Origin of the sequence: Streptomyces sp. NPDC047042, assembly GCF_040644035.1 — a bacterium.
Classification (GTDB): Bacteria; Actinomycetota; Actinomycetes; order Streptomycetales; family Streptomycetaceae; genus Streptomyces.
Map to the genome: position 1 here is coordinate 31,008 of NZ_JBEYVP010000033.1, position 23,301 is coordinate 54,308.

Sequence of the window (23,301 nt, forward strand, 5' to 3'; positions counted from 1 at the left end):
ATCACGCATGGAAGCCACGAGGCTTCGAGGCGTACTTCACCGTACGCGACCGCACTGACACCGACCAGGGCCGTCGGGTTCTTTGGCAGTCCCGCGGGATAAGGTCTGATCTACACACTCAGGAGGCACTCGGTTGTTGTACGGCGCGATGAAGGTTTCCGTCGGGGTACCGCTGAAGGTCGCCTTCAGGCCCTGGGTGGAAGGCCTGGAGAACGTTCCGGCCGAGGGTCCGGCGATCCTGGCGAGCAACCACCTGTCCTTCTCCGACTCCTTCTTCCTGCCCGCGGTCCTCGACCGCAAGGTCACCTTCATCGCGAAGGCGGAGTACTTCACGACGCCCGGCCTCAAGGGCCGGATGACCGCCGCCTTCTTCAAGGGCGTCGGCCAGCTGCCGGTCGACCGCTCCGGGGCACGCGGTGCGGGCGAGGCCGCGATCAAAAGCGGTGTCGAAGTCCTGGAGCGCGGTGAGCTGTTCGGCATCTATCCGGAGGGCACGCGCTCGCCCGACGGCCGCCTCTACCGGGGCAAACCCGGCGGCCTCGCGCGCGTGGCGCTCGCCACGGGGGCGCCGGTCATCCCGGTCGCGATGATCGACACCGAAAAGATCCAGCCGCCGGGCAAGGTGATGCCCAAGCTGATGCGCCCGGGCATCCGGATCGGCGAGCCGCTCGACTTCAGCCGCTACCACGGCATGGAACACGACCGTTTCGTGCTCCGGGCCGTGACCGACGAGGTCATGTACGAAATCATGAAGCTCTCCGGCCAGGAGTACGTCGACATCTACGCCTCGGCCGCCAAGCGCCGGATCGCCGAAGAGGCGAAGGCGGAGAAACAGGCCGAGAAGCAGGCGCAGAAAGCACGGTCGAGCACCAAGTAGCGATATCTGGGGGCGGATTCGGGGGCGGGTCCGTCGGAGGGCGGGGGACATGGCCGTAAGTCAGAAGGCCGTACGTGAGAAGGCCGGGCGCAGACAGACCGGTGCTCCGAAGGTCGTGCGGATGTCGGTCGAGCAGCCGTTGTGGCGCGCGCTCACCGGGTACCGCATCCTGACGATGCTGTACGCGATCGGGCTGTTCGCCAACTCCTACGACGAGTTCGCGCGGCCCTGGGTGGCCGTCGCCTACTTCTCGGTGCTGTTCGTCTGGAACTTCGCGACCCTGCCCAAGGTGGCCAACGCGGCCAACTGCACGAAGCGCTTCCTCGCCGCCGACCTCACCATCGCGCTGGCCGGGATACTCCTCACGCTCGTCGCCGAGACGCACGAGAGGATCGCCTCGGGCGGCCCCACGCTGCCGTCGATATGGACGGCCGGCTCGGTGCTGGCCTTCGCGATCAAGGGCGGCTGGCGCTGGGCGGCCTTCGCCTCGACACTGGTCGCCGTCGTGAACCTCGTCGAGCGCGGCACCCCGGCCCGCGACACCGTCCACAACGTGGTCCTGGTGTGGGTCGCCTCCATCGCCATCGGGTACGTCGTCGAGGTCGCCCGCGCCTCCGAGCGCACCCTCGCCCGCGCCCTGGAGATCGAGGCCGCGACCCGCGAACGGGAGCGGCTCGCCCGGGACATCCACGACAGCGTCCTGCAGGTACTGGCGATGGTGCAGCGGCGCGGCGCCGTGCTCGGCGGCGAGGCGGGGGAACTGGGCCGGATGGCCGGCGAACAGGAGGTCGCCCTGCGCGCCCTGGTCTCCGGCGGCCTCGTACCGGAGTCACGGGCCTCGGCGTCCGGCGCTGCCGCCGGCCCGGCGGGGGAGACCGCGCAGGACTCGCCCGACCCGGTGGACCTGCGCACCCTGCTCGTCCCGTACGCCACCTCGACGGTCACGCTCTCCGAGCCCGGCGCGCCCGTGCCGCTCGCCCGGGCCGCCGCGAAGGAGCTGGCCGCGGCGGTCGGCGCCGCCCTGGACAACGTACGCAAGCACGCGGGGGAGGGGGCGCGGGCCTGGATCCTCATCGAGGACGAGCCGGACTCCGTCGTCGTGACCGTGCGCGACGACGGGCCGGGCATCCCGGAGGGGCGGCTCGCGCAGGCCGAGGGGGAGGGGCGGCTCGGCGTGGCCCAGTCGATCCGCGGCCGACTGCGCGATCTCGGCGGCGACGCCCAGCTGATCTCGGTGCCGGGGCAGGGCACGGAGGTCGAACTGACGGTACCGAAGGACAGCGGAGCGGCACGGGGGAAGGCGGAGCGGCGGCGATGACGGACACCGGGAACGAGAACAAGGACGAGAAGCCCATGAGCGGAACCGCAAGCGGAGAAGGGAGCCAGAGCCCCCTTCGGGTCATGGTCGTCGACGACCACCCCATGTGGCGGGACGCGGTCGCCCGCGACCTCGCCCAGTCCGGGTTCGACGTGGTCGCCACGGCGGGCGACGGCGAGCAGGCCGTACGCCGCGCCCGGGCCGTCACCCCCGACGTCCTTGTGCTCGACCTCAACCTGCCCGCGAAACCGGGTGTCCAGGTCTGCAAGGAGGTCGTCGGGTCCAACCCCGGGCTGCGCGTCCTGGTCCTCTCGGCGAGCGGCGAGCACGCCGACGTCCTGGAGGCGGTGAAGTCGGGCGCGACCGGCTATCTGCTGAAGTCGGCCTCGACGGAGGAGCTGATCGACGCGGTACGCCGTACGGCGGTCGGCGACCCGGTGTTCACCCCGGGCCTGGCCGGTCTGGTCCTCGGCGAGTACCGCCGCCTCGCCTCCGAGCCGGCCCCGGCGGCGGGCGACGACGAACCCAAGGCGCCGCAGCTCACCGACCGCGAGACGGAGGTACTGCGGCTGGTGGCCAAGGGCCTCAGCTACAAGCAGATCGCCGACCGCCTGGTCATCTCCCACCGCACGGTCCAGAACCACGTCCAGAACACCCTGGGCAAGCTGCAACTGCACAACAGGGTGGAACTGGTGCGCTACGCGATCCAGCGCGGCCTGGACGACGAGTGAGAGCGGTACGGAGTGTACGGAGCCTCGACGCAGAGTGAGGCGCACGTCACACTGATCCTTCGTCAGGAACCCGCGGCGAAGGGACATTTCCATGCGCGTCGGAGTACTGACCGGAGGCGGCGACTGCCCCGGGCTCAACGCCGTCATCCGGGCCATCGTCCGCAAGGGCGTACAGGAGTACGGGTACGAGTTCGTCGGCTTCCGGGACGGCTGGCGAGGTCCGCTGGAGGGCGTCACCGTACGCCTCGACATCCCCGCCGTGCGCGGCATCCTCCCGCGCGGCGGCACCATCCTCGGCTCCTCGCGGACCAACCCGCTCAAACAGGAGGACGGCGTCGCCCGCATCCGGGAGAACCTCGCCGCGCAGCAGGTCGACGCGCTCATCGCGATCGGCGGCGAGGACACCCTCGGAGTCGCGGCCCGGCTGACCGACGAGTACGGGATTCCGGTCGTCGGCGTACCGAAGACGATCGACAACGACCTGTCCGCCACCGACTACACCTTCGGCTTCGACACCGCGGTCGGCATCGCGACGGAGGCGATCGACCGGCTGCACACCACCGCCGAGTCGCACATGCGCGTCCTCGTCTGCGAGGTGATGGGCCGCCACGCCGGCTGGATCGCCATCCACTCCGGGCTCGCCGGCGGCGCCAACGTGATCCTCATCCCCGAACAGCGCTTCGACACCGAGCAGGTGTGCGCCTGGGTGACCTCGCGCTTCAGCGCCTCGTACGCCCCGATCGTGGTCGTCGCGGAGGGCGCGATGCCCAAGGACGGCGACATGGTGCTGAAGGACCAGTCCCTCGACTCCTTCGGCCATGTCCGGCTGTCCGGCGTCGGCGAATGGCTGGCCAAGGAGATCGAGAAGCGGACCGGCAAGGAGGCGCGCACCACGGTGCTCGGCCATGTCCAGCGCGGCGGCACCCCCAGCGCCTTCGACCGCTGGCTCGCCACCCGCTTCGGCCTGCACGCGATCGAGGCGGTCCGCGACGGGGACTTCGGCAAGATGGTCGCTCTGCGGGGCACGGACATCGTCCGCGTCCCGATCGCGGAGGCCACGGCGAAACTGAAAACGGTCGACCCGAAGCTGTACGAGGAGGTCGGGGTGTTCTTCGGCTGACGGTGGTGTGTGGTTGCTCGCGCAGTTCCCCGCGCCCCTGAAAAGCAGGGGCTGCGCCCCGTGCTTTTCGTCCTTTAGGGGCGCGGGGAACTGCGCGACAAGCCCCCACCGGGCCCGCAGACGAAACAACTACCGCGCCCGCAGGGACTGCACCCCCGCCACCAACTCCCGTACGACACTCGCCCCGTCCAGCGTCAGCACCGACTCCGGGTGGAACTGAACACCCGCGAACCCGGGCCCCCGAACCGCATGCACCTCCCCACCCTCACTCCTGCTGACCTCGACCCCATGAGCCGCCAGCTCCGCCGCCGCCTCGTCGTCGCAGTGCGCCACGAAGCTGTTGTAGAACCCGACGGTCTCCGCCCGCCCGAACAGATCGATCTCCGTCTGCGCCCCCTGGTACGGCACCTCCTTCCGTACGATCCCCAGCCCCAGCTCCACCGCGATCAGCTCGTGCCCCAGGCAGACACCGAGCACACCGTGCCGGTGATCCCGCAGCACCTCGGCGGTCAGCTCCCGCAGGAACCGCATCTTCGGGTCGGCCGCATCACCCGGATCACCCGGACCGGGCCCCAGCACCAGCGGCCCCTCGTGCCGTACGACGGCCTCCCGAAGCCCCGGTTCGTCGAACCGCCGTACGGTCACCTCCAGGCCCGACGAGCGCAGGACGTGCGCGAGCATCGCCGTGAAGGTGTCCTCCGCGTCGACGACCAGCGCGTGCCCGGCCAGCTCCTGGGTCCGCTCCTGCATCCGCAGCCAGAACGGCGCCAGCGAGCCCCGCCGCCCGTCCAACGCGGCCCGCACCCGTGGATCGTCCATGAGCCGCGGCCGTACGCCCGCCTCCCGGGGCCTTCCCGGTACGACACCCAGCGCCGCCAGCACCCCGGCCGCCTTGGCGTGGGTCTCGGCGACCTCGCCCGCCGGGTCCGAGCCCCGGACGAGCGTGGCACCGACCGGCACCCGCAGCCGTCCGTCGGGCGCGATGTCGGCGGTCCGGATGAGGATCGGCGAGTCGAGGGTCTGCGCCCCGCCCGCGTCCCGTCCGAGCAGCGCCAGCGCGCCCGCGTAGTAGCCGCGCCCGCCGACCTCGTGCCGTTCGATGACGCGGCAGGCGTTCTGCACGGGCGAGCCCGTGACGGTCGCCGCGAACATGGTCTCCTTCAGCACCTCCCGCACATCCAGCGAGGACCGGCCGCGCAACTCGTACTCCGTGTGCGCGAGATGGGCCATCTCCTTCAGCCGCGGCCCCACCACGACCCCGCCCATGTCGCCGACGGTGCACATCATCTTGAGCTCCTCGTCGACGACCATCGACAGCTCCTCGATCTCCTTGCCGTCGGCGAGGAAGGAGAGCAGATGCTCGGGGGTCGGCCCCTCGGCCGGATAGCGGTACGTCCCGCTGATCGGGTTCATGACCACGGTCCCGCCGGACATCCGGACGTGCACCTCGGGGCTGGCCCCGACCAGCGTCCGCTCCCCGGTGTGGACCACGAACGTCCAGTACGCGCCCCGCTCGCCCTCGAGCAGCCGCCGGAACAGGGCGAGGGCGTCGGCCCGTCCGAACCCCGGGATCTCACCCCCGTACGTCCGCCGGATGACGAAGTTGGCTCCCTCGCCCCGCCCGATCTCCTCCCGCAGCACCCGCCCGACGATCTCCGCGTACTCCTCGTCCCCGACGTCGAAGCCACCGCCCTCGACCCGCACCTCGTGCGCGGGAAGCTGGGCGAGCGCCTCCTCGAGCGGGAGTTCGTACGTTTCCTCGGGCGTGAGCACCGCGAGCGGGGTGCCGTCGTCACGGACGTCGAAACCGCGCTCGCGGATCTGGCGGAACGGGATGAGGGCGAGCCCCTGGTCGGGGATGTCGGCGAGCCGGTCGTACGTGCTCACCGGGCCGAGCAGCAGTTCGACCACCGCGTGATCGTGGCCGGGGGTGCGGCGGCGGAGCAGGGCGAACGGGCGGTTGTCGTGCAGAAGCCGGTCGAGTCGCATCGTTCTTCGTTCCTCTTCCATCGATCGATGACTGGAGCAGTGATCAGTGATCAGTGATCAGTGGTCGGGAGGAACGGCCCGGCGGGGGAAGTTCGCGCAAGTCCGCGAAAACACCGAAGGCCGCCCCTCGGGCGGCCTTCGCGAAGACTTGCGTACGCGCAGTCAGTGGGCCGCCGAGTGAGCGGGCCACCACCAGTTCTGGTTCTGGGTCGAGTGCGCGAACATGCGACGGACCATACACCACGGGCCGCGCGAGGATCGTGAACCGGCGCGCGGACCGGTCATTCCGCTCACCGGACCCGAACGAGCGAACCCCGTCTCACTTGATGAGCACGCGGATGGACGCCCGACACGACCCCGTAATGTTGGGCTCGTGACCGTGAACGCTAAGACCAGCGCGAGCGCTGGCAACACCTGGCGAGACCTGCCCGCGGCGCAGCAGCCCGAGTACCCCGACACCGAGGCTCTGCGCGCAGTCGTTGCGGAGCTCGAGTCGTATCCCCCGCTCGTTTTCGCGGGCGAGTGCGATCAGCTGCGCGCCCGGATGGCGGCCGTCGCCAAGGGAGAGGCGTTCCTCCTCCAGGGCGGCGACTGCGCCGAGTCCTTCGACGCCGTCGGCGCCGAGCACATCCGCGCCAAGCTCAAGACCCTCCTCCAGATGGGCGCCGTCCTCACGTACGCGGCCTCCGTGCCGGTCGTGAAGGTCGGCCGGATCGCCGGCCAGTACTCGAAGCCGCGCTCCAAGGGCACCGAGACCCGCGACGGCGTGACCCTGCCGACGTACCGCGGCGACTCGGTCAACGGCTTCGACTTCGACGAGAAGTCCCGCGTGCCGGACCCCGAGCGCCTGAAGCGGATGTACAACGCGTCCGCGTCCACGCTCAACCTGGTCCGCGCCTTCACCACCGGCGGCTACGCCGACCTGCGCCAGGTGCACGCCTGGAACCAGGACTTCGTGAAGTCGTCCCCGTCCGGCCAGCGGTACGAGCAGCTGGCCCGCGAGATCGACAACGCGCTGAACTTCATGCGTGCCTGCGGCACGGACCCGGCCGAGTTCCAGACGGTCGAGTTCTACTCCTCCCACGAGGCGCTGCTGCTGGACTACGAGTCGGCGCTGACCCGCGTCGACTCCCGCACCGGACGCCTGTACGACGTCTCGGCGCACATGGTGTGGATCGGTGAGCGCACCCGGCAGCTGGACGGCGCGCACATCGAGTTCGCCTCCCAGGTCCGCAACCCGATCGGCATCAAGCTCGGCCCGACGACGACGGCCGAGGAGGCGCTGCAGTACATCGAGCGGCTCGACCCGGACCGCGAGCCCGGCCGGCTGACCTTCATCGTCCGCATGGGCGCCGACAAGGTCCGCGACAAGCTGCCCGAGCTGGTCGAGAAGGTCACGGCGTCGGGTGCGACGGTGGCCTGGGTGACCGACCCGATGCACGGCAACACCTTCGAGGCGGCCTCCGGTCACAAGACCCGCCGTTTCGACGACGTGCTCGACGAGGTGAAGGGCTTCTTCGAGGTCCACAAGGGGCTGGGTACGCACCCGGGCGGCATCCATGTGGAGCTGACGGGCGACGACGTCACCGAGTGCGTGGGCGGCGGCGACGAGATCTTCGTCGACGACCTGCACCACCGCTACGAGACGGCCTGCGACCCCCGCCTCAACCGCAGCCAGTCGCTCGACCTGGCGTTCCTCGTGGCGGAGATGTACAGGGACCAGTAGGCGGACTGCCTGTTACAGCAGACGGTGGTGGGGCGCGGATCACATACGATCCGCGCCCCACAGCACTTTTCGGGCACCGGTCAGCCGGGTAAGGTTAGGTTAACCTCACCGATCTTCGGGAGGGTGTGACCCCGCAATCCCTGCGATCCCGTTCGGGAGGTGACCCGCGTGTACGTCTGCAACTGCTTCGGAGTGACCGAGGCGCAGGTGAAGAAGCATGCGGCGGACGGCGCCTGCACCCCCCGCCAGATCGCGTCGGCCTGCAAGGCGGGCACCGACTGCGGCTCGTGCGTACGGCGCATCCAGGCGCTGCTGGGCAGGGGCGCGTATCCCACCCGAGGGCTCGCGGACGAGGGCAGCCGGCAGGTCCTGGCCGAACAGCTGGACGAAGCCGCCTGATTTCTGGAGGGTCGTCGGCCCGCGCGGGCCGGCTCTCAGCTCTCCGGCTGCTCGATGAGCTGCGCGATGTAGAGGGCCTCGCCGAGCTTCTCCACCAGTTCCAGCTGGGTGTCCAGATAGTCGATGTGGTGCTCCTCGTCCGCGAGGATCGACTCGAAGATGTTCGCGGACGTGATGTCGCCCTTAGCGCGCATGACCTCGATACCGCGCCTGAGCCGGTCGATCGCCTCGACCTCGACCTGCCGGTCCGCCTGGAACATCTCCGTCAGGGTCTGCCCCACCCGCACATGGAAGAGCCGCTGGTAGTTCGGCAGGCCGTCCAGGAAGAGAATCCGGTCGGTGAGGACCTCCGCGTGCTTCATCTCGTCGATCGACTCGTGCCGCGTGTACTTCGCGAGCTTCGTCCAGCCGAAGTTCTCCTGCATCTTCGCGTGCAGGAAGTACTGGTTGATCGCCGTGAGTTCGGCGGTCAGCTGCTCGTTGAGGAATTCGATGACCTCGGGGTCGCCCTGCATCGCAGAGGCTCCTTCCAAGCGGGGGACTGGGGAGGTTGCCGCCGAATGATTTCACCGCCGCCGAAGATCGTCCAGTAAGTGCGCACTTAGTAAGTAAGGGCATGCTTAGTCCAAGTTATCCGGACTTGATGGAATTCGGTCGGGCCTGGTCATGCGTACTCTTCGTGGTCTGTCAGGATGGAGTCATGGGGCAGCCGGTGGAAGGTGAATCGGGACAGCGCGATTCAGGAGGTGCGGCGCAGCCCGAATTGCCGCCGGGGCAGCGAGTGCAGCGCGGCTGGCCGGTCACCCATTACGGACCGGTACCCAAATTCCGCCCCGAACGCTGGGAGTTCAGGGTTTTCGGCGCCACCGCCGACAGCGAGAAGCGCTGCTGGAACCACGAGGAGTTCACGGCCCTCCCGTACACCTCCGTCGTGGCCGACCTGCACTGCGTCACGAAGTTCAGCATGCTCGGCGCCGAGTGGGGCGGAATCCCGGCGCGGACGATCCTTGCGGCCGCGCCGCCCGCACCGGAGGTCACCCACGTCATGGTCTGGGCGGAATACGGCTTCAGTTCGAATCTCCGACTGGCCGATTTCGCGTCGGACGGCACGATCTTCGCCACCCACAAGGACGGCGAACTCCTCACTGCGGAGCACGGCTTCCCGGTCCGGCTGGTGGTACCCCATCTGTACGCCTGGAAGGGCCCCAAGTGGGTGCGCGGGGTGGAGTACATGACCGCCGACCGCCGCGGCTTCTGGGAGGAACGCGGCTATCACAACGTCGGCGACCCATGGCGCGAACAGCGCTACTCCTACCAGGAGGAGCCCGGGGACGGCCCCGAGCTCTGAGGCCCTGACCAGCGAGACCGCTGAGAGCGCCGCCCCGGAAGGGCACCGCGCTCTCAGCCGTCCCGGAGTTTCTTCAGCCGCTCCACGTCCGCCGCGTGTCCCTCCTTGCCGCCCGGCGTCTCGATGATCAGCGGTACGCCCTCGGTCGCGGGGTGGGTCATCAGCGCGCGGAAGGGGTCCTCGCCGATATGGCCGGCGCCGATGTTCTCGTGGCGGTCCTTGTGCGCGCCGACCACGTCCTTGGAGTCGTTGGCGTGGATCAGCTTCAGCCGGCCCTCGCCGACCGTGTCGACCAGCAGATCGAGGGTCTGGTGCATCCCGCTGGGCCCGGTCAGATCGTGCCCGGCCGCGAAGATGTGGCAGGTGTCGAGACAGACGCCGAGCTTCGGATGGGCGTCGAGCGCCTCGAAGTACGGCCCGAAGTCCCAGGTGCGCGAACAGAGGGAGGAGCCCTGCCCGGCGGTCGACTCCAGGAGCAGAAACGGGTCGTCGTCATGGGTGAGCTCGTCGAGCAGCGGCAGCAGGTGCTCCCGCACCTGCTTGAGGGCCACGGACCGCTCCCGCCCGCCGGTCGCGCTCCCGGTGTGCACCACCACGCCCAGCGCGCCGATCTCGCGCCCGCGCCGCAGCGAGTGCCGCAGCGACTCCACGGACCGCTCGACGGTCGCCTCGGTGTGCGAGCCGAAGTTGATCAGGTACGGGGCGTGGACGTACGCGGGGATCGAGCCCTCGGCGCAGGCCGCGCGGAACTCCTCGTCCTGCCGGGGACTGCCCACGGGCGTCGCCCAGCCGCGCGGGTTGGCGACGAAGACCTGCACGGTCTCGGCGAGGAGGTCACGGGCGTAGGACAGGCCGACGGAGTGGAGTCCGCCGGCCACGGGAACATGGCCGCCGACGGGGTTGCGGAGCTGCTTGCTGGTCACCCTCGAAGGGTGTCACGCGGCGCTCCGCGTCCCGTCGCCGGATGCCGATGGTCTGCCGCCGCTGTCCGCCGCTGTCCGCCGGGTCAGCGGATCGTGATGGTGATCTTCGAACCCTTGGGTGCGGTGTCGCCGCCGTCCACGGACTGCTTCTTCACCGTGTCGCCGAAGAGCCCGAGCAGTCCCCGGTCCTCGTCGACCGTGAACCCGGCGCCCTCCAGAGCCGCCCTGGCGTCGCCGACGCTGTCGCCCACGACATCCGGGACCTCGATCATCTCGGGGCCCTTGGAGACCGTCAGGGTGACCGTGTCGCCCTGTTCGGCCTCGCTGCCGGCCTCCGGCGACTGGGCGGCGACCTGTCCCTTGGCGAATTCGTCCGAGGTGACGGTCTGCGCGGCGACCTTGACCTTCAGCCCCGCCTGCTCCAGTACGGACTTCGCGTCGGCGAGCTCCGCGCCGGTGACGTCGGAGACCTCCACCGGGCTGCCCTTGCTGACGACGAGGGCGACCGCGGAACCCGCGCGGCGCTCGGTGCCCGGCTCCGGGCTGGTACTGATCACCGATCCCCGGGGCACCTCCGCGCTGAACTCCCGGGTGACCATCCCCGGCTCCAGACCCTCGCGCTTCAGCACCGCTCTGGCCTTGTCCAGGCGGTACCCCTCGAGCTGGGGCACCGGCACGGTCTTCGGCCCCTTGGAGATGGTGAGCGACACGCTGTTGTTGTCCCGGATGCGCTCGCCGACCTCCGGATCCGTACTGATGACGGTGCCGCGCCTGACCGTGTCGCTGTAGGCCTCGTCGATGCTGCCGACCTCGAGCCCGGCCTGCTTCAGCCGGGCCTCGGCCTGTGCCTGCGTCATCGACAGCACCCCCGGGACCTGGGTGAACTGGCCGGAGTTGATGTACCAGACGCCCGCCCCCACCCCGAGGACGAGCAGCACGGTGGCGAGGACGGCGAGCGGCCCACGCCTGCTCCGCGCCCGCGGCGAGCGCCGGGAGGGCGGTGCGGGCGCCGGGGGAGCGCCGACCGTTCCCAGCCGGCTGGTCCGGTGCAGCCGTCCCTCGTCGACCGGGGGTTCGATCTCGTTGACGGGCAAGGGCCGCTGCACGGCCAGCGCACGCGGGATGACGCTCGTCAGGTCCTCGGCGTTGTCGTGCGCCGAGGCGACGGCCTGCGGCGGTACGGCGTCCAGCTGTTCGGCGCCGAGCACGCTGCGCGTCTCCAGCACCTGCGCGAGCAGTGCCACGGCGTCGTACGGGCGGATGTCGGCGTTGCGCGCGGTCGCCGAGGCGACCAGCGCGTCCAGCTCGTGGGCCAGCCCGGGGACGAGGGACGACGGCGGCGGCACGTCCTCGTGCAGGTGCTTGTAGAGCACCAGCGCGGGGGAGTCGCCGTAGTGCGGCTGGTCGCCGGTCAGCATCTCGTAGAGGACGATTCCGCAGGCGTACACATCGACCCGGGGGTCGGTGGTGCCGGTCTCGATCTGCTCGGGCGCGAGGTAGGAGACGGTGCCGAGGACGGCGCCGGTCGTGTTGGTGACCGTGTCCACGGCCCGCACGAGCCCGAAGTCGGCGACCTTGACCCGGCCGTCGTCCCCTATGAGCACGTTCTCGGGCTTCATGTCGCGGTGCACGAATCCGGCCCGGTGGGCGGCGCCGAGCGCGGCGAGCACGGGCTCCAGGATGTCGAACGCGGCCCTCGGCTGGAGCGCGCCGCGTTCACGGAGCACGTCACGCAGGGTGCAGCCGGCGACGTACTCCATGGCGAGATAGACGTACGACCCGTCGGTGCCCTGGTCGAAGACCTGCACGACGTTGGGGTGCGCGAGCCGGGCCACGGACTTGGCCTCGCGGATGAACCGCTCGACGAAGGACACGTCGGCGGCGAGCGAGGGGTGCATCACCTTGAGGGCGAGCACACGGTCGAGGCGGGTGTCCACGGCCCGGTAGACCGTGGCCATCCCGCCGACCGCGATCCGCGCGTCCACGCGATAGCGACCGTCGAGCACCTGCCCGACGAGAGGGTCCTGAAGGGTCGTGTCCACGCAGGCGAGTGTACGAGCCGTCACTGACAGGGCCGCGATCTCACTCGGGAAAGCAGCAGGACTGAAGCCGACCTGTGACGCGACCGGCGACGGACAGCCGCCGACGGCGGACAACCCCCGCAGGAGAGCCCCCTTTGTCAACGGGCTGGAAACGGGCGGTGCGCGGGCGGGAGATCAAAAAGCGGGCCGCTCGGGATCAAACACGGCCAGCCCCTCCGCAGGAGACGACGCCTCGGCGAAGTGACGCCGCGGAATCCGCCCCGCCCGGTGGGCCAACCGCCCCGCCTCCACCCCGCTCCGCATGGCGGCAGCCATCAGCACGGGCTCCTGGGCCCGGGTGACGGCCGACGCCAGCATCACCCCCGCACACCCCAGCTCCATCGCCAGCGCCACGTCCGACGCCGTCCCCGCCCCCGCGTCCAGAATCACCGGCACGCGCGCGTGCTCCACGATCAGCTGGAAGTTGTGCGGGTTGCGGATCCCCAGCCCCGATCCGATCGGCGACCCGAGCGGCATGATCGCGGCGCACCCGACGTCCTCCAGCCTGCGCGCCAGCACCGGATCGTCGTTCGTGTACGGCAGCACCGTGAACCCGTCGTCCACCAGCACCTCCGCCGCGTCCAGCAGTTCGATGGGATCCGGCAGCAGCGTCCGCTCGTCGGCGATGACCTCCAGTTTCACCATGTCCGTACCGAGCGCCTCCCGGGCCAGCCGGGCCGTCAGCACGGCCTCCCCGGCGGTGAAGCATCCCGCCGTGTTGGGCAGCACCTGGATGCCGAGCCGTTCCAGCACCGACAGCACCGACCCGTGCACCGAGGGATCGACGCGCCGCATCGCGACCGTCGTCAGCTCCGTGCCCGAGGCCACCAGCGCCCGTTCCAGCACCTCGAGGCTGGGCGCGCCCCCCGTACCCATGATCAGCCGGGACGCGAAAGTAGTACCGCCGAGGACAAAGGGATCGTCGGCCATGGCTCAGCCTCCCTGGACGGCGGTGAGGACCTCGACGCGGTCTCCCTCGGCGAGGGGGGTCGAGGACCAACGCGCGCGTGGGACGACGGTTTCGTTGAGCGCGGCGGCCACCCCGGAAGGCGCCGGGGTGAGGGTCTTCACCAGGGCGTCGAGCGCGGTACCGGCGGACACCTCTCGCTGCCGGCCGTTGACCAGGATGTTCAGGATGTTCAGGGAATGGCTCATGCGAACTGCTCCATGCGTACGGCGTGGACGGCGTCGAACCGTCGGGGGGTGAAGGCGCGGGCCTCGTCCGGCAGTTCACCGGTGGCCAGGGCGGCGGCCATCGCGTCTCCGGTGACCGGCGTCAGCAGCACGCCGTTGCGGTAGTGCCCGGTGGCCACCAGAAGCCCGTCCAGCGCGGTCGGGCCCAGCAGCGGCGCGTTGTCGGGGGAGCCGGGGCGCAGCCCCGCGCGGGTCTCCGTCAGCGGCAACTCGGTGATCCCGGGGACGAGTTCGTGGGCGTCGCGCAGCAGCTCGTAGACACCGCCCGCCGTGACGGTGGTGTCCCAGCCCAGTTCCTCGCTGGTCGCCCCGACGACCAGCTCACCGTTCTCGCGCGGCACCAGATAGACCTGGCTGCCGCGCACCACGGCGCGCACGGTCCGGCTCAGGAAGGGCGCGTACCGCTGCGGCACGGTCACCCGCAACACCTGCCCCTTCACGGGCCGTACGGGCGGCAGCACGGCCTCCGGAACCCCCGCGAGCCGCCCGCTGAGGCTGCCCCCGGCCAGCACGACCGACCCGGCGGCCAGTTCGTCGCCGTCCGAGTCCATGACTCCCACGGCCCGCCCCCGCCGCACCTCGAGCCGCTCGGCCCAGGTCCGGCACAGCACGACCCCGGCGCGCTCGCACGCGGCCACCAGCGCCCCGGCCAGCCGTCGCGGATCGATCTGGTGGTCGCCGTCCACCCGCAGCCCCCCGCGCACGCCCGGCGCGAGCATCGGCTCCAGGCGCCGGCACTCGCGCCCTGACAGCCACTCCGACCGCAGGCCTGAGCGCTGTTGCAGGGCGTGCAGTTCGCGCAGCTCGGCGCGGTCGTCGGCGTCGAGGGCGACGGCGAGGGTGCCGCAGCGGCGGTAGCCGAGGTCGTGGCCGGTCAGCTCGGTGAGCTCGGCCACGAAGTCCGGATAGCGGCGGGCCGACTCCAGGTTCAGCCCGAGCAGGGTCTGCTCCCCGTGGTGCAGTTCGGTGACGGCGGCCAGCATCCCGGCCGCCACCTGCGCGGCCCCGCCGCCCGGCACGGGATCCACGACGGTCGTGGCGAGCCCGCGCTGCGCGGCCCGCCAGGCCGTCACCAGCCCGATGATCCCGCCGCCGACGACCACGACGTCCGAGGTGTGTGTACGCGACATGGGCGTCCAGCCCCTCCCTTCGCCGGCATGACCCGGATCAGGTTCGTACGGTCGGAGGCCGCCCAGCCTCCCTCTCAGCCCGGTGCGTCCGGGCTCCCGCGAGTGCTTACGCTGGTCACCCTAGCCCGCAGTGCGACGCCCATGTAAGGGAGCCCGTCCCCATGCCCCGCTCGCTCGACGGCCTTGTCCTCGCCCCCGTCACGGACCAGGCCCCAGGTCAGGTGGGGACGCGCACCCGGTTCACCTACCACGAGCAGAGCGGCGAGATCTGGGCCGAGTACGCGGGCGGCGATGTCGTACGCGGCCATCTCGTGGGTACACGGGAAGGTGACCGGCTCGACTTCCGGTACGTGCAGCTGAAGCGCGACGGGACGACGTCCTCGGGCCACTGTGTGTCCGAGGTGACCGAACTGCCCGACGGGCGGCTGCGGTTGGCGGAGACCTGGGAGTGGGAGTCGCAGCCGGGCAGCGGGACGAGCGTGGTGGAACAGGTCGAGCGCGCGGGTGTGGAGTAGGTCACTGACCGCGCCCACTGACTGACAATTTGTCAGTTGTCTATGGTGATCGGGTGAGCGAGCAGACGCAGGCACAGGACACACCGGGCGGGTCGCGGGCGCGGCGCGTGGTCGTCGTGGGTGCGGGCATGGCCGGGGTGCAGACCGCGGTCGCCCTGCGGGAGCAGGGGTTCACGGGCACCGTCACGCTGCTGGGCGCGGAACCCCATCAGCCGTACGACCGGCCGCCGCTCTCCAAGGCCGTACTGCTGGGCAAGGCGGAGGACTCCGCCTTCGACGTCGACTTCGAGGCCCTCGGCATCGAACTGCTGCTCGGGCGCGAGGTGCTGGGCGTCCGCGGCGCCGCACACGAACTTGACACCGCCGAGGGGCCCGTCCCGTACGACGTCCTGGTCCTCGCCACCGGCGCCGAACCGATCCGGCTGCCGGGCACCGAGGGCGTACCCGGGGTGCATCTGCTGCGGACCCTCGACGACGCCGAGCGGCTGCGGCCGGTCCTCGCACGCCAGCACGACATCGTGGTCGTCGGGGCGGGCTGGATCGGCGCCGAGTTCGCCACCGCCGCCCGGGAGGCGGGCTGCTCCGTCACCGTCGTGGAGGCCGCCGACCGGCCGCTCGCGGGCGCCCTGCCCGCCGAGGTGGCCGCGCCGATGGCCGCCTGGTACGCCGACAGCGGCGCCTCGCTGCGCACCCACGCGCGCGTGGCACGCGTCGAGCCCGGCGCGGTGGTGCTCGACGACGGCTCGCGGCTGCCCGCGGGCGCCGTCGTCGTCGGCATCGGGGCCCGCCCGGCCACGGCCTGGCTCACGGGCTCGGGGATCACCCTGGGCGAGCACCGCGAGGTCGTCGCCGACGACCATCTGCGCACCTCCCAGGCGGACGTCTACGCGGTCGGCGACTGCGCGTCCTTCCCCTCGGGAAGGTACGGCCGGCGTCTTCTGGTCCACCACTGGGACAACGCCCTCCAGGGCCCCCGTACGGTCGCCGCCAACATCATCGGGGAGTCCCCGGCGGTCTACGACCCCGTCCCGTACTTCTGGTCGGAGCAGTTCGGCCGCTTCGTCCAGTACGTCGGCCACCACCAGTCCGCCGACACCACCCTGTGGCGCGGCGACCCGGCGGGGCCCGCCTGGACGGTCTGCTGGCTGCTGGAGGGCCGCCTCGTCGCCCTGCTGGCGGTGGGCCGACCCCGGGACCTGGCCCAGGGGCGCCGGCTGATCGAGGCGGGCACCCTGATGGACGCCGAGGCCCTGACGGACCCCTCCCGGCCACTGAAGGCGGCCACGGCTTAAGGCCCGTCGTCGCCCGACGCGGCTCGACACGAGTACAACGGCGCAGGTCACAGGGGTCCCGCTTCCGACTGTCAGTGCGGGATGGCAGGCTTGTCCCGTGACCGAGATTGACGCAAAGATCGATGCTCTCGTCCCCGCCTGGCTCACGCTGCCCGACATCGCGGAAATCCTCGACATCGAGGTGACACGCGTCCGGCAGCTGGTCAAGGAGGGCCAAGTGATCGCCGTACGCCGTGGCGAGAACCGCGCGCTGCACGTCCCCGCCGCCTTCATCGACGGGGCCGAGCAGAAGGTCGTCAAGGGCCTCACCGGCACCCTGACGCTCCTGAGGGACGACGGCTTCTCCGACGAAGAGATGCTCGAGTGGCTCTTCACCCCCGACCCGAGCCTGCCCGGCACCCCCGCGCAGGCCCTCAGCGAGAATCGCGGCACGGAGGTGAAGCGCCGGGCCCAGGCGCTCGCCGTCTGATCCGACCAGCCGCCGGTGTGCGGGCCACGGCCCGCACACCACCACACAGGGGCGCGCCCGGGTGAACACCCAGGGCGCGCCCATGGGGGGACACGTATGCCCGAGACGCCCGACACCGTGCCCGGGGCGAGCGCCGGTACCGCCCGTGCGCGGCTCGCCGACGCCCGGGTCTACCTCTGCACGGACGCCCGCAGACGGCAGGGCGACCTCGCCGAGTTCCTGGACGCCGTCCTGGCCGGCGGGGTCGACATCGTGCAGTTGCGCGACAAGGGCATGGAGGCGGCCGAGGAACTGGACCACCTCCAGGTCTTCGCCGACGCCTGCGCCCGGCACGGCAGGCTCCTCGCCGTCAACGACCGCGCGGACGTCGCCCACGCGGCCGGTGCCGACGTGCTCCATCTCGGCCAGGGCGACCTCCCCGTCCCGGCGGCCCGCGCCATTCTCGGCCCCGACGTCCTCATAGGCCGCTCCACGCACGCCGAGTCCGAGGCCGAGGCGGCCGCCGTCCAGGAGGGTGTCGACTACTTCTGCACGGGCCCCTGCTGGCCCACCCCCACCAAACCGGGCCGCCACGCCCCCGGCCTCGACCTGGTCCGCCACACGGCCGGGCTCGCCACCGGGCGCCCCTGGTTCGCCATCGGCGGCATCGACCTGGGCAACCTGGACGAGGTACTGGCGGCGGGCGCCACCCGCGTGGTCGTCGTACGGGCGATCACCGAGGCGACCGACCCGGGCGCGGCGGCGGCGGAGTTCGCGAAGCGACTGCGTTCGCGGTGACCGTCGGGCGGGTGGCCGCCAGGTGTCCGAGGCGTGGACAACAAGGCGACAATCCGGGCAAATTTCCGGCATCCGGTTGGGAGACCGCCGCCCCCTGACTAACCTGCGGGTATGGCCCTCGGAACCGCGTCCACCCGAACCGACCGCGCACGCACTGTGCGTGACATGCTCGCATCCGGCAAGACCACGTACTCCTTCGAGTTCTCGGCGCCCAAGACGCCCAAGGGCGAGCGGAGCCTGTGGAACGCGCTCCGGCGGGTCGAGGCGGTCGCGCCGGACTTCGTGTCCGTGACCTATGGCGCCGGCGGCTCGACGCGCGCGGGCACGGTCAAGGAGACCCAGCAGATCGTCTCCGACACCACGCTCACCCCGGTCGCCCACCTCACCGCGGTCAATCACTCCGTCGCCGAACTGCGCAACATCATCGGCCAGTACGCCGACGCCGGCATCCGCAACATCCTTGCCGTGCGCGGCGACCCGCCCGGCGATCCGATGGCCGACTGGGTACCGCACCCGAGCGGTCTGACGTACGCCGCCGAACTCGTCCGCCTCATCAAGGAGTCGGGCGACTTCTGCGTAGGCGTCGCCGCCTTCCCCGAGACGCACCCGCGCTCACCGGACCGGGACACGGACGTCACGCACTTCGTCGACAAGTGCCGGGCCGGCGCGGACTACGCGATCACCCAGATGTTCTTCCACCCGGAGTCCTATCTGAGGCTGCGGGACGCGGTCGCGGCGGCGGGCTGCCCGACCCCGGTCATCCCCGAGGTCATGCCCGTGACCAGCGTGCGGATGCTGGAGCGGTTGCCGCAGCTCAGCAACGCGGCCATCCCTTCTACCCTGAAAGAGCGGATCCTCACAGCCAAAGACGACGCGACGGCTGTACGCTCCATTGGCATCGAGTTCGCCACGGAGTTCTGCGCGCGGCTGCTGGCCGAGGGAGTCCCCGGACTGCACTTCATTACGCTGAACAACTCCACGGCATCGCTGGAAATCTACGAAAACCTGGGTCTGCACCACCCACAGCGGGCCTAGACCGGCCGCACGGGCGTACGACACACTGCGTAGCGGCCACTGGGAGAGGGGCGTACATGGGCTGGACGGTCCTCTACATCGCGTTTGGCGTCGTCGCGCTGTGGCTACTCGGAGAGGTTCTGCTCCAGTACAAGGCGCGGCTGCGCTGGCGTCTGCTGGCCTTCGTCGGCTTCCTCGGCGTGGTCTTCGGCGTGCTCATCCCGTCCGTGGTGGTCATCGGCCTGGGCGCCGCTGCCTTCGCGGTCGGCCAGACCTACGTCACGCTGTCGTTCCGCAGTGGCTTCTCGGCCGGCTGGGCCGTCGCGGGCCGCACGGGCTTCCTCGCGCGGTTCGGCAAGAAGGGCCGCCGCGAGGGGGAGCACCAGGACCCGACGCTGGAGGTCTCCGACCTGGAGGCCACCGAGAGCGCCTACGGGCAGGGCAACGGCACGGACGCGGACTTCGGCGACTTCGGCCGCGGCCCCGCGGAGGGCGCCGGCAACGACGCCTACGACACCGGTGCCGGAACGTACCAGCAGGGCGAGGACTTCGACCGCGACTACGACCGGGACGACGTCTTCACCCCCGCCCGCCCCCTGCGGCCCGCGGAGACCGGGAACACGGCCGTCTACGAACCGCAGCCCATCCCCGACGAGACCGGCACGTACGGCGTGTACAGCGATGCCGCCTACGCGAACGCGACCGGCCAGGACCAGTCCTACGCGGGCGCGGGCCAGGACCAGTCGTACGCGGCGGCGGCCCAGAACGGCGACCAGACCTACGGGTACGACGGCTACACCGGCTACGACCAGCAGCAGTACGGCTACGACGCCTCCGGCCAGCAGCAGTACGCCGCCTACTCCGACCCGTACATCGGCCAGGGCTACGGCGGCACCTCGTACGACTCCGGCTACGACCAGCAGCAGTACGGGCAGCAGGGCTACGGCCAGGACCAGTACGGCAACGGCGGCTACCAGGAGACCCCGTCGAACGGTGTCTGGGTGCCGCAGCAGCGCAGCACCGACGACCCGTTCTTCGGCGGTGAACTCCCGCCGGAGCAGCAGTATCCCTACCAGGACAACGGCAACGGCCAGGGCAGCGCCAACGGCAACGGCCAGACGCACGGGAACGGCTTCGACGAGCAGCAGTACCGCTTCTGACGTCCGCTGCCCCGCCCGGGCGCCAGGGAACTCACTGCGAGCCCCGGAAGCCCGGCCCCTCCACGATCAGCCCGGCCACCAGCGCACCCGACATGCCCGCGTGCGCGAGCCCGCCCCCGGGATGCGACCAGCCGCCCACGCGGTACAGCCCCGGCAGCCGGGTGCTGTTGGCGGGACGCAGGAAGTCCCCGTTCCCACCCGCCAGCGAGGGCGCCGGCATGCCCCCGAGGAACGCGCCCGTCTCCTCGCCCGAGTGTCCCGGCGTCCGTATCTCCCGCCACAGGACGCGCTCGCGCAGCCCCGGGATCGCGGCCTCCGCCGCGCCGACCATCAGTTCCGCGAACCGTTCCGCCGGGCCGTTCGTACCCCAGTCGCCCATGACCGCCGCCGGGGCGCTCAGGACCACGGACTCGTGCTCCTCGTCGGGCCGCAGCGCGGGATCGTCCGGCCGCAGCACGGTCACCGTGGGCCGGACCGGGCCGTTTCCCTCCCCGCTGATCCAGTCCAACTCGGCCTCGCGGTCCGGCGCGTGCACCACCGTGCGATGCGCGGCACCCTTCTCGCGGGCCCCGCGCAGGGCCAGCAAAACGGTGAACCGGCCCGGCGACGGCGTCGACGCGTCGGGAAGCACGTCACCGTCCTCGTCGAGTGTGTGCTCCGTCAGCCCCTTCAGCCGTACGGGATCCACGCCCGCCACGACATGGTCGGCCTCCGTGACCGTGCCGTCGGCCAACTCCAGCCCCGCCGCCCGGCCGTCCTTCTCGACGATCCCCATGACCTCGGCCCCGAAGACGAACTCGACCCGCCGGGCCACGCACCGCTCGTACACCGCGCGCGCCAACTCCCGGATGCCGCCCCGCACATACCAGGTGCCGAAGGCGTGCTCCATGTACGGCAGCACGGCCGCGCTCGCCGGAACGGCCCGGGGATCGAGGCCGAACGCCAGGGCATGACTGTCCAGAAGGGCGGCCAGGCGCGGGTCGCACAGCTCCCAGGCGGCGACCTCGGAGAGGGTGCCGGCCCGCCGGGTGCGCAGCAGCCGCTTGTGGGGGACCGCCGGATAGGGCTCACGCTCCGCCAGCACCTGCCAGTCGCTCCACAGGGGCTCCTCCAGGAGCGGTCTGCGGGTGCGGTCCCAGGCCTCGCGGGCCCGGACCAGGAAGTCGCCCCAGCGGTCACCCGCCCCGGGGCCGAGAGCCGCCTCCAGCGCCTGGACGACGCCCGCACGGGACGCGTTCGGCAGGGCGACCTCCGTGCCGTCCGGGAAGACGTGCCGCGAGGACGGGTCGACCTGGACCAGCTCGACGCACTCCTCCAGGGGCTGCTTGCCGGTCTTGACGAACAGGTCGCGGTAGACCGCGGGCAGGGTGAGCAGCCCCGGCCCCGTGTCGAACGAGAAGCCGTCGCGCTCGAAGCGGCGCACTGCTCCGCCGTACGTCTCCCCACGCTCGTACACCGCCACCCGGTGGCCCGCGACGGCCAGCCGGGCAGCGGCCGCCATCGCGCCCATGCCGGCGCCGATCACCGCAATCCGTGCCATGCCAGGGACTTTATCGGCACCCACTGACAATCCCGTCAGGCGCCTGTGACCAGCCGTTTCTCCTCGCGCCGCTGGGCCCGGCGGCGCAGGAACCGGCTGATCCGGGAGATCAGGAAGTACAGCACGACCAGGCCGGTGAGCAGCAGCGCGCCCGCGATGATCGCCGCCGCCTGCGGGTGGAACATCGCGAACGTCACTATGCCGGCGACCCCGAGGTCCTCGGCGACGCTCACGATCACGTTGCTGAACGGCTCCGGCGAGGTGTTGACCGCCATCCGCGTCCCGGCCTTGACCACATGGCTGGCCAGCGCCGACGAACCGCCGATCGCGCCCGCCGCCAGATCGGACAGCGAACCGCTCTGCCCGGCCAGCAGCGCCCCGACGACGGCCCCGGAGACCGGCCGGATCACCGTGTGCGCCGCGTCCCACGCCGTGTCCACGTACGGGATCTTGTCCGCGACCGCCTCGCACAGGAACAGCACGCCCGCCGCGACGAGGACCTCGGGACGTTGCAGCGACTCGGGGACCTCGTCGCTCAGCCCGGTCGCGCCGAAAATGCCGAGGAGGAGCACCACCGCGTACGCGTTGATGCCGCTGGCCCAGCCACTGGTGAACACCAAGGGGAGTACTGACACGGACGCGATGGTAACCAGTCGGCAACGGCGTGTCGTGGGGGTGAGTGCGCAGGGCTGAGTACGCGTACCTAGGGGGAGAGATGAGTAGGCGCACGGATGGGCGGCGACCTGCGCGAACGGGAGAGTGGAGACACGGAAAAGGGCACGGCTCCGGTACCGCCGACACGGGGCGGCGGAACGGTGCCGAGGCCCTGGACCGCTCCTTCCGCCGATCCGTCGGCGGGAGCGAGACACCGGGGGATCCGGGGGAACGACCGCACGGGGGCACGGGGGCACGGGGGAACGGGGAACAGGGGGGTACGGGGGAACGGGGGAAACGGGGGGGAGCAGGAAGGAAGCGCCGGTTCGAGGTGGCCCGCGGGGGACGCGGCCACAACGGACCGGCGCTTTCCCGTGCGCCCGGACCCCGCCCGCTCAGCCCTTGCCGGCCACCCGCCCCTGGAGCAGCCGGGACAGCGCCGAGTGGACGTCGTCCAGGGAGCGTTCCGGCTGGAAGGACTGCCAGTCCAGGGCGGCGACCAGGACCATGCCGACCAGGGCCGCCGCGGTCAGCGGGATGTCGATCTCGTCGCTGAGCTCACCGGCCGCCACCGCCTCGCGCAGGACGTTCTCGATGACCGCCACCGCCTGCTGCCTGACCACCATCAGGGTGGACTGCCAGGCCCGGTTGGTCCGCCACAGCTCGGCCACGTACAGCTGGGTGAAGGCCGGATAGCGGCTGATGAAGACGAGCCCGGCCCGGACCATCGCGTCCAGGGCGTCGATCCTGGTGCCGCCGTCCCGGGTGGTCTGCTCCGCCGCCTCCTTGAGGGAGGCGGTGAGGAGTTCCACGCCGTGGCGCAGCAACTCCTCGAAGAGGACGGACTTGCTCGCGAAGTTGTAGTAGACCGTGCCCTTGGCGACGCCTGCCCGTTCGGCGATCTCGTCCACCGTGGTGGCGGAGAAGCCCTGTTCGGCGATGAGCGTGACGGCTGCCTCGTAGAGCTTCTGCCGGGTGGCCTCGCGGCGCGTACCGCCGCCCGACGCGGTCCTGCTGTGTTCCATGGCCCCGATTCTCACAGGA

Annotated in this window: 23 protein-coding genes and 1 riboswitch; of the genes, 13 read left to right on the top strand and 10 right to left on the bottom strand. The window is 71.1% G+C overall.

Going from position 1 to position 23,301, the window contains the following annotated elements; translation table 11 throughout:
- Positions 1–148 precede the first annotated feature (148 nt).
- The 4 genes from ABZ855_RS33460 (at position 149) to ABZ855_RS33475 (ending at position 4,046) form a co-directional block, all read left to right on the top strand.
- Positions 149–877, top strand: a complete 729-nt coding sequence (locus ABZ855_RS33460; protein ID WP_360813284.1) for a lysophospholipid acyltransferase family protein — start codon at positions 149–151, stop codon at positions 875–877.
- Positions 878–998: 121 nt separating this feature from the next.
- On the top strand, positions 999–2,195 hold the full coding sequence (locus tag ABZ855_RS33465) for a DUF5931 domain-containing protein (protein WP_360813357.1): 1,197 nt from the start codon (positions 999–1,001) through the stop codon (positions 2,193–2,195).
- Positions 2,196–2,230: 35 nt separating this feature from the next.
- The gene (locus ABZ855_RS33470; RefSeq protein WP_360813358.1) at positions 2,231–2,926 is read left to right on the top strand and encodes a response regulator transcription factor; all 696 of its coding nucleotides are present in this window, start codon (positions 2,231–2,233) and stop codon (positions 2,924–2,926) included.
- Positions 2,927–3,017: 91 nt separating this feature from the next.
- Entirely contained in the window at positions 3,018–4,046 is a 1,029-nt protein-coding gene (locus ABZ855_RS33475; RefSeq protein ID WP_360813285.1) for a 6-phosphofructokinase, read from the top strand.
- A gap of 129 nt (positions 4,047–4,175) precedes the next feature.
- Here the strand turns inward: ABZ855_RS33475 and ABZ855_RS33480 are convergent, their stop codons facing one another.
- Positions 4,176–6,035 (bottom strand): anthranilate synthase family protein, encoded by a 1,860-nt coding sequence (locus ABZ855_RS33480; protein WP_360813286.1) that lies wholly within the window; start codon positions 6,033–6,035, stop codon positions 4,176–4,178.
- A 373-nt stretch (positions 6,036–6,408) separates the two neighbouring features.
- On the opposite strand from ABZ855_RS33480, the gene ABZ855_RS33485 reads away from it, so the two are divergent.
- Together ABZ855_RS33485 and ABZ855_RS33490 are read left to right on the top strand one after the other, a co-directional pair.
- Positions 6,409–7,761, top strand: a complete 1,353-nt coding sequence (locus ABZ855_RS33485) for a class II 3-deoxy-7-phosphoheptulonate synthase (protein ID WP_360813287.1) — start codon at positions 6,409–6,411, stop codon at positions 7,759–7,761.
- Between the two features lie 168 nt (positions 7,762–7,929).
- The gene (locus tag ABZ855_RS33490) at positions 7,930–8,160 is read left to right on the top strand and encodes a (2Fe-2S)-binding protein (protein WP_319200576.1); all 231 of its coding nucleotides are present in this window, start codon (positions 7,930–7,932) and stop codon (positions 8,158–8,160) included.
- Positions 8,161–8,195: 35 nt separating this feature from the next.
- Here the strand turns inward: ABZ855_RS33490 and bfr are convergent, their stop codons facing one another.
- Entirely contained in the window at positions 8,196–8,675 is a 480-nt protein-coding gene (bfr, locus tag ABZ855_RS33495) for a bacterioferritin (protein WP_360813288.1), read from the bottom strand.
- Positions 8,676–8,860: 185 nt separating this feature from the next.
- Here bfr and ABZ855_RS33500 point away from each other — a divergent pair, with 185 nt between their 5' ends.
- Positions 8,861–9,508 (top strand): sulfite oxidase-like oxidoreductase, encoded by a 648-nt coding sequence (locus ABZ855_RS33500; RefSeq protein WP_319199490.1) that lies wholly within the window; start codon positions 8,861–8,863, stop codon positions 9,506–9,508.
- 53 nt (positions 9,509–9,561) lie between these two features.
- On the opposite strand, the gene ABZ855_RS33505 is transcribed toward ABZ855_RS33500, so the two are convergent.
- The 5 genes from ABZ855_RS33505 to thiO all read right to left on the bottom strand — a co-directional run bounded on the left by ABZ855_RS33505 (position 9,562) and on the right by thiO (position 14,836).
- The gene (locus ABZ855_RS33505; RefSeq protein WP_360813289.1) at positions 9,562–10,431 is read right to left on the bottom strand and encodes a deoxyribonuclease IV; all 870 of its coding nucleotides are present in this window, start codon (positions 10,429–10,431) and stop codon (positions 9,562–9,564) included.
- An 83-nt stretch (positions 10,432–10,514) separates the two neighbouring features.
- The gene (pknB, locus tag ABZ855_RS33510) at positions 10,515–12,473 is read right to left on the bottom strand and encodes a Stk1 family PASTA domain-containing Ser/Thr kinase (protein ID WP_360813290.1); all 1,959 of its coding nucleotides are present in this window, start codon (positions 12,471–12,473) and stop codon (positions 10,515–10,517) included.
- 174 nt (positions 12,474–12,647) lie between these two features.
- On the bottom strand, positions 12,648–13,442 hold the full coding sequence (locus ABZ855_RS33515; RefSeq protein ID WP_360813291.1) for a thiazole synthase: 795 nt from the start codon (positions 13,440–13,442) through the stop codon (positions 12,648–12,650).
- 3 nt (positions 13,443–13,445) lie between these two features.
- Entirely contained in the window at positions 13,446–13,646 is a 201-nt protein-coding gene (gene thiS / locus ABZ855_RS33520; RefSeq protein WP_360813359.1) for a sulfur carrier protein ThiS, read from the bottom strand.
- A gap of 17 nt (positions 13,647–13,663) precedes the next feature.
- Complete coding sequence (gene thiO / locus ABZ855_RS33525; RefSeq protein WP_360813292.1) at positions 13,664–14,836, bottom strand: glycine oxidase ThiO; 1,173 nt, start codon at positions 14,834–14,836, stop codon at positions 13,664–13,666.
- Positions 14,834–14,946, bottom strand: a riboswitch (TPP riboswitch). Its footprint overlaps the gene before it by 3 nt.
- Positions 14,947–14,997: 51 nt before the next feature.
- Between thiO and ABZ855_RS33530 the strand changes: the two genes are divergently transcribed.
- From ABZ855_RS33530 to ABZ855_RS33555, 6 genes are all read left to right on the top strand, one after another.
- Positions 14,998–15,351 carry a hypothetical protein gene (locus ABZ855_RS33530; RefSeq protein WP_360813293.1) on the top strand — a complete coding sequence of 118 codons (354 nt, stop codon included), beginning with the start codon at positions 14,998–15,000 and terminating at the stop codon, positions 15,349–15,351.
- Between the two features lie 53 nt (positions 15,352–15,404).
- The gene (locus tag ABZ855_RS33535; protein ID WP_360813294.1) at positions 15,405–16,643 is read left to right on the top strand and encodes an FAD-dependent oxidoreductase; all 1,239 of its coding nucleotides are present in this window, start codon (positions 15,405–15,407) and stop codon (positions 16,641–16,643) included.
- 97 nt (positions 16,644–16,740) lie between these two features.
- Positions 16,741–17,112: an Rv2175c family DNA-binding protein gene (locus tag ABZ855_RS33540; RefSeq protein WP_319199498.1), complete on the top strand. Its 372-nt coding sequence runs from the start codon at positions 16,741–16,743 to the stop codon at positions 17,110–17,112.
- 96 nt (positions 17,113–17,208) lie between these two features.
- Positions 17,209–17,889 (top strand): thiamine phosphate synthase, encoded by a 681-nt coding sequence (gene thiE / locus ABZ855_RS33545; RefSeq protein WP_360813295.1) that lies wholly within the window; start codon positions 17,209–17,211, stop codon positions 17,887–17,889.
- A gap of 111 nt (positions 17,890–18,000) precedes the next feature.
- Entirely contained in the window at positions 18,001–18,924 is a 924-nt protein-coding gene (metF, locus tag ABZ855_RS33550) for a methylenetetrahydrofolate reductase [NAD(P)H] (protein ID WP_319199500.1), read from the top strand.
- A 56-nt stretch (positions 18,925–18,980) separates the two neighbouring features.
- Positions 18,981–20,063 (top strand): hypothetical protein, encoded by a 1,083-nt coding sequence (locus ABZ855_RS33555; protein ID WP_360813296.1) that lies wholly within the window; start codon positions 18,981–18,983, stop codon positions 20,061–20,063.
- A 31-nt stretch (positions 20,064–20,094) separates the two neighbouring features.
- Here ABZ855_RS33555 and ABZ855_RS33560 read toward each other — a convergent pair whose 3' ends face one another.
- From ABZ855_RS33560 to ABZ855_RS33570, 3 genes are all read right to left on the bottom strand, one after another.
- A complete protein-coding gene (locus tag ABZ855_RS33560; protein WP_360813297.1) occupies positions 20,095–21,603 on the bottom strand; it encodes an NAD(P)/FAD-dependent oxidoreductase in 1,509 nt (502 codons plus the stop codon).
- Between the two features lie 35 nt (positions 21,604–21,638).
- Positions 21,639–22,238 (bottom strand): DUF4126 domain-containing protein, encoded by a 600-nt coding sequence (locus ABZ855_RS33565; RefSeq protein WP_360813298.1) that lies wholly within the window; start codon positions 22,236–22,238, stop codon positions 21,639–21,641.
- A gap of 414 nt (positions 22,239–22,652) precedes the next feature.
- The gene (locus ABZ855_RS33570; RefSeq protein ID WP_360813299.1) at positions 22,653–23,282 is read right to left on the bottom strand and encodes a TetR/AcrR family transcriptional regulator; all 630 of its coding nucleotides are present in this window, start codon (positions 23,280–23,282) and stop codon (positions 22,653–22,655) included.
- Between the last annotated feature and the right edge of the window lie 19 nt (positions 23,283–23,301).

Bases quoted from the DNA above. Each gene is read 5' to 3' on its own strand.
- ABZ855_RS33460 (WP_360813284.1), top strand. From the start codon at position 149: ATGAAGGTTTCCGTCGGGGTACCGCTGAAGGTCGCCTTCAGGCCCTGG.
- ABZ855_RS33465 (WP_360813357.1), top strand. From the start codon at position 999: ATGTCGGTCGAGCAGCCGTTGTGGCGCGCGCTCACCGGGTACCGCATC.
- ABZ855_RS33470 (WP_360813358.1), top strand. From the start codon at position 2,231: ATGAGCGGAACCGCAAGCGGAGAAGGGAGCCAGAGCCCCCTTCGGGTC.
- ABZ855_RS33475 (WP_360813285.1), top strand. From the start codon at position 3,018: ATGCGCGTCGGAGTACTGACCGGAGGCGGCGACTGCCCCGGGCTCAAC.
- ABZ855_RS33480 (WP_360813286.1), bottom strand. From the start codon at position 6,035: ATGCGACTCGACCGGCTTCTGCACGACAACCGCCCGTTCGCCCTGCTC.
- bfr (WP_360813288.1), bottom strand. From the start codon at position 8,675: ATGCAGGGCGACCCCGAGGTCATCGAATTCCTCAACGAGCAGCTGACC.
- ABZ855_RS33500 (WP_319199490.1), top strand. From the start codon at position 8,861: ATGGGGCAGCCGGTGGAAGGTGAATCGGGACAGCGCGATTCAGGAGGT.
- ABZ855_RS33515 (WP_360813291.1), bottom strand. From the start codon at position 13,442: ATGGCCGACGATCCCTTTGTCCTCGGCGGTACTACTTTCGCGTCCCGG.
- thiO (WP_360813292.1), bottom strand. From the start codon at position 14,836: ATGTCGCGTACACACACCTCGGACGTCGTGGTCGTCGGCGGCGGGATC.
- ABZ855_RS33530 (WP_360813293.1), top strand. From the start codon at position 14,998: ATGCCCCGCTCGCTCGACGGCCTTGTCCTCGCCCCCGTCACGGACCAG.
- thiE (WP_360813295.1), top strand. From the start codon at position 17,209: ATGCCCGAGACGCCCGACACCGTGCCCGGGGCGAGCGCCGGTACCGCC.
- metF (WP_319199500.1), top strand. From the start codon at position 18,001: ATGGCCCTCGGAACCGCGTCCACCCGAACCGACCGCGCACGCACTGTG.
- ABZ855_RS33555 (WP_360813296.1), top strand. From the start codon at position 18,981: ATGGGCTGGACGGTCCTCTACATCGCGTTTGGCGTCGTCGCGCTGTGG.
- ABZ855_RS33560 (WP_360813297.1), bottom strand. From the start codon at position 21,603: ATGGCACGGATTGCGGTGATCGGCGCCGGCATGGGCGCGATGGCGGCC.
- ABZ855_RS33570 (WP_360813299.1), bottom strand. From the start codon at position 23,282: ATGGAACACAGCAGGACCGCGTCGGGCGGCGGTACGCGCCGCGAGGCC.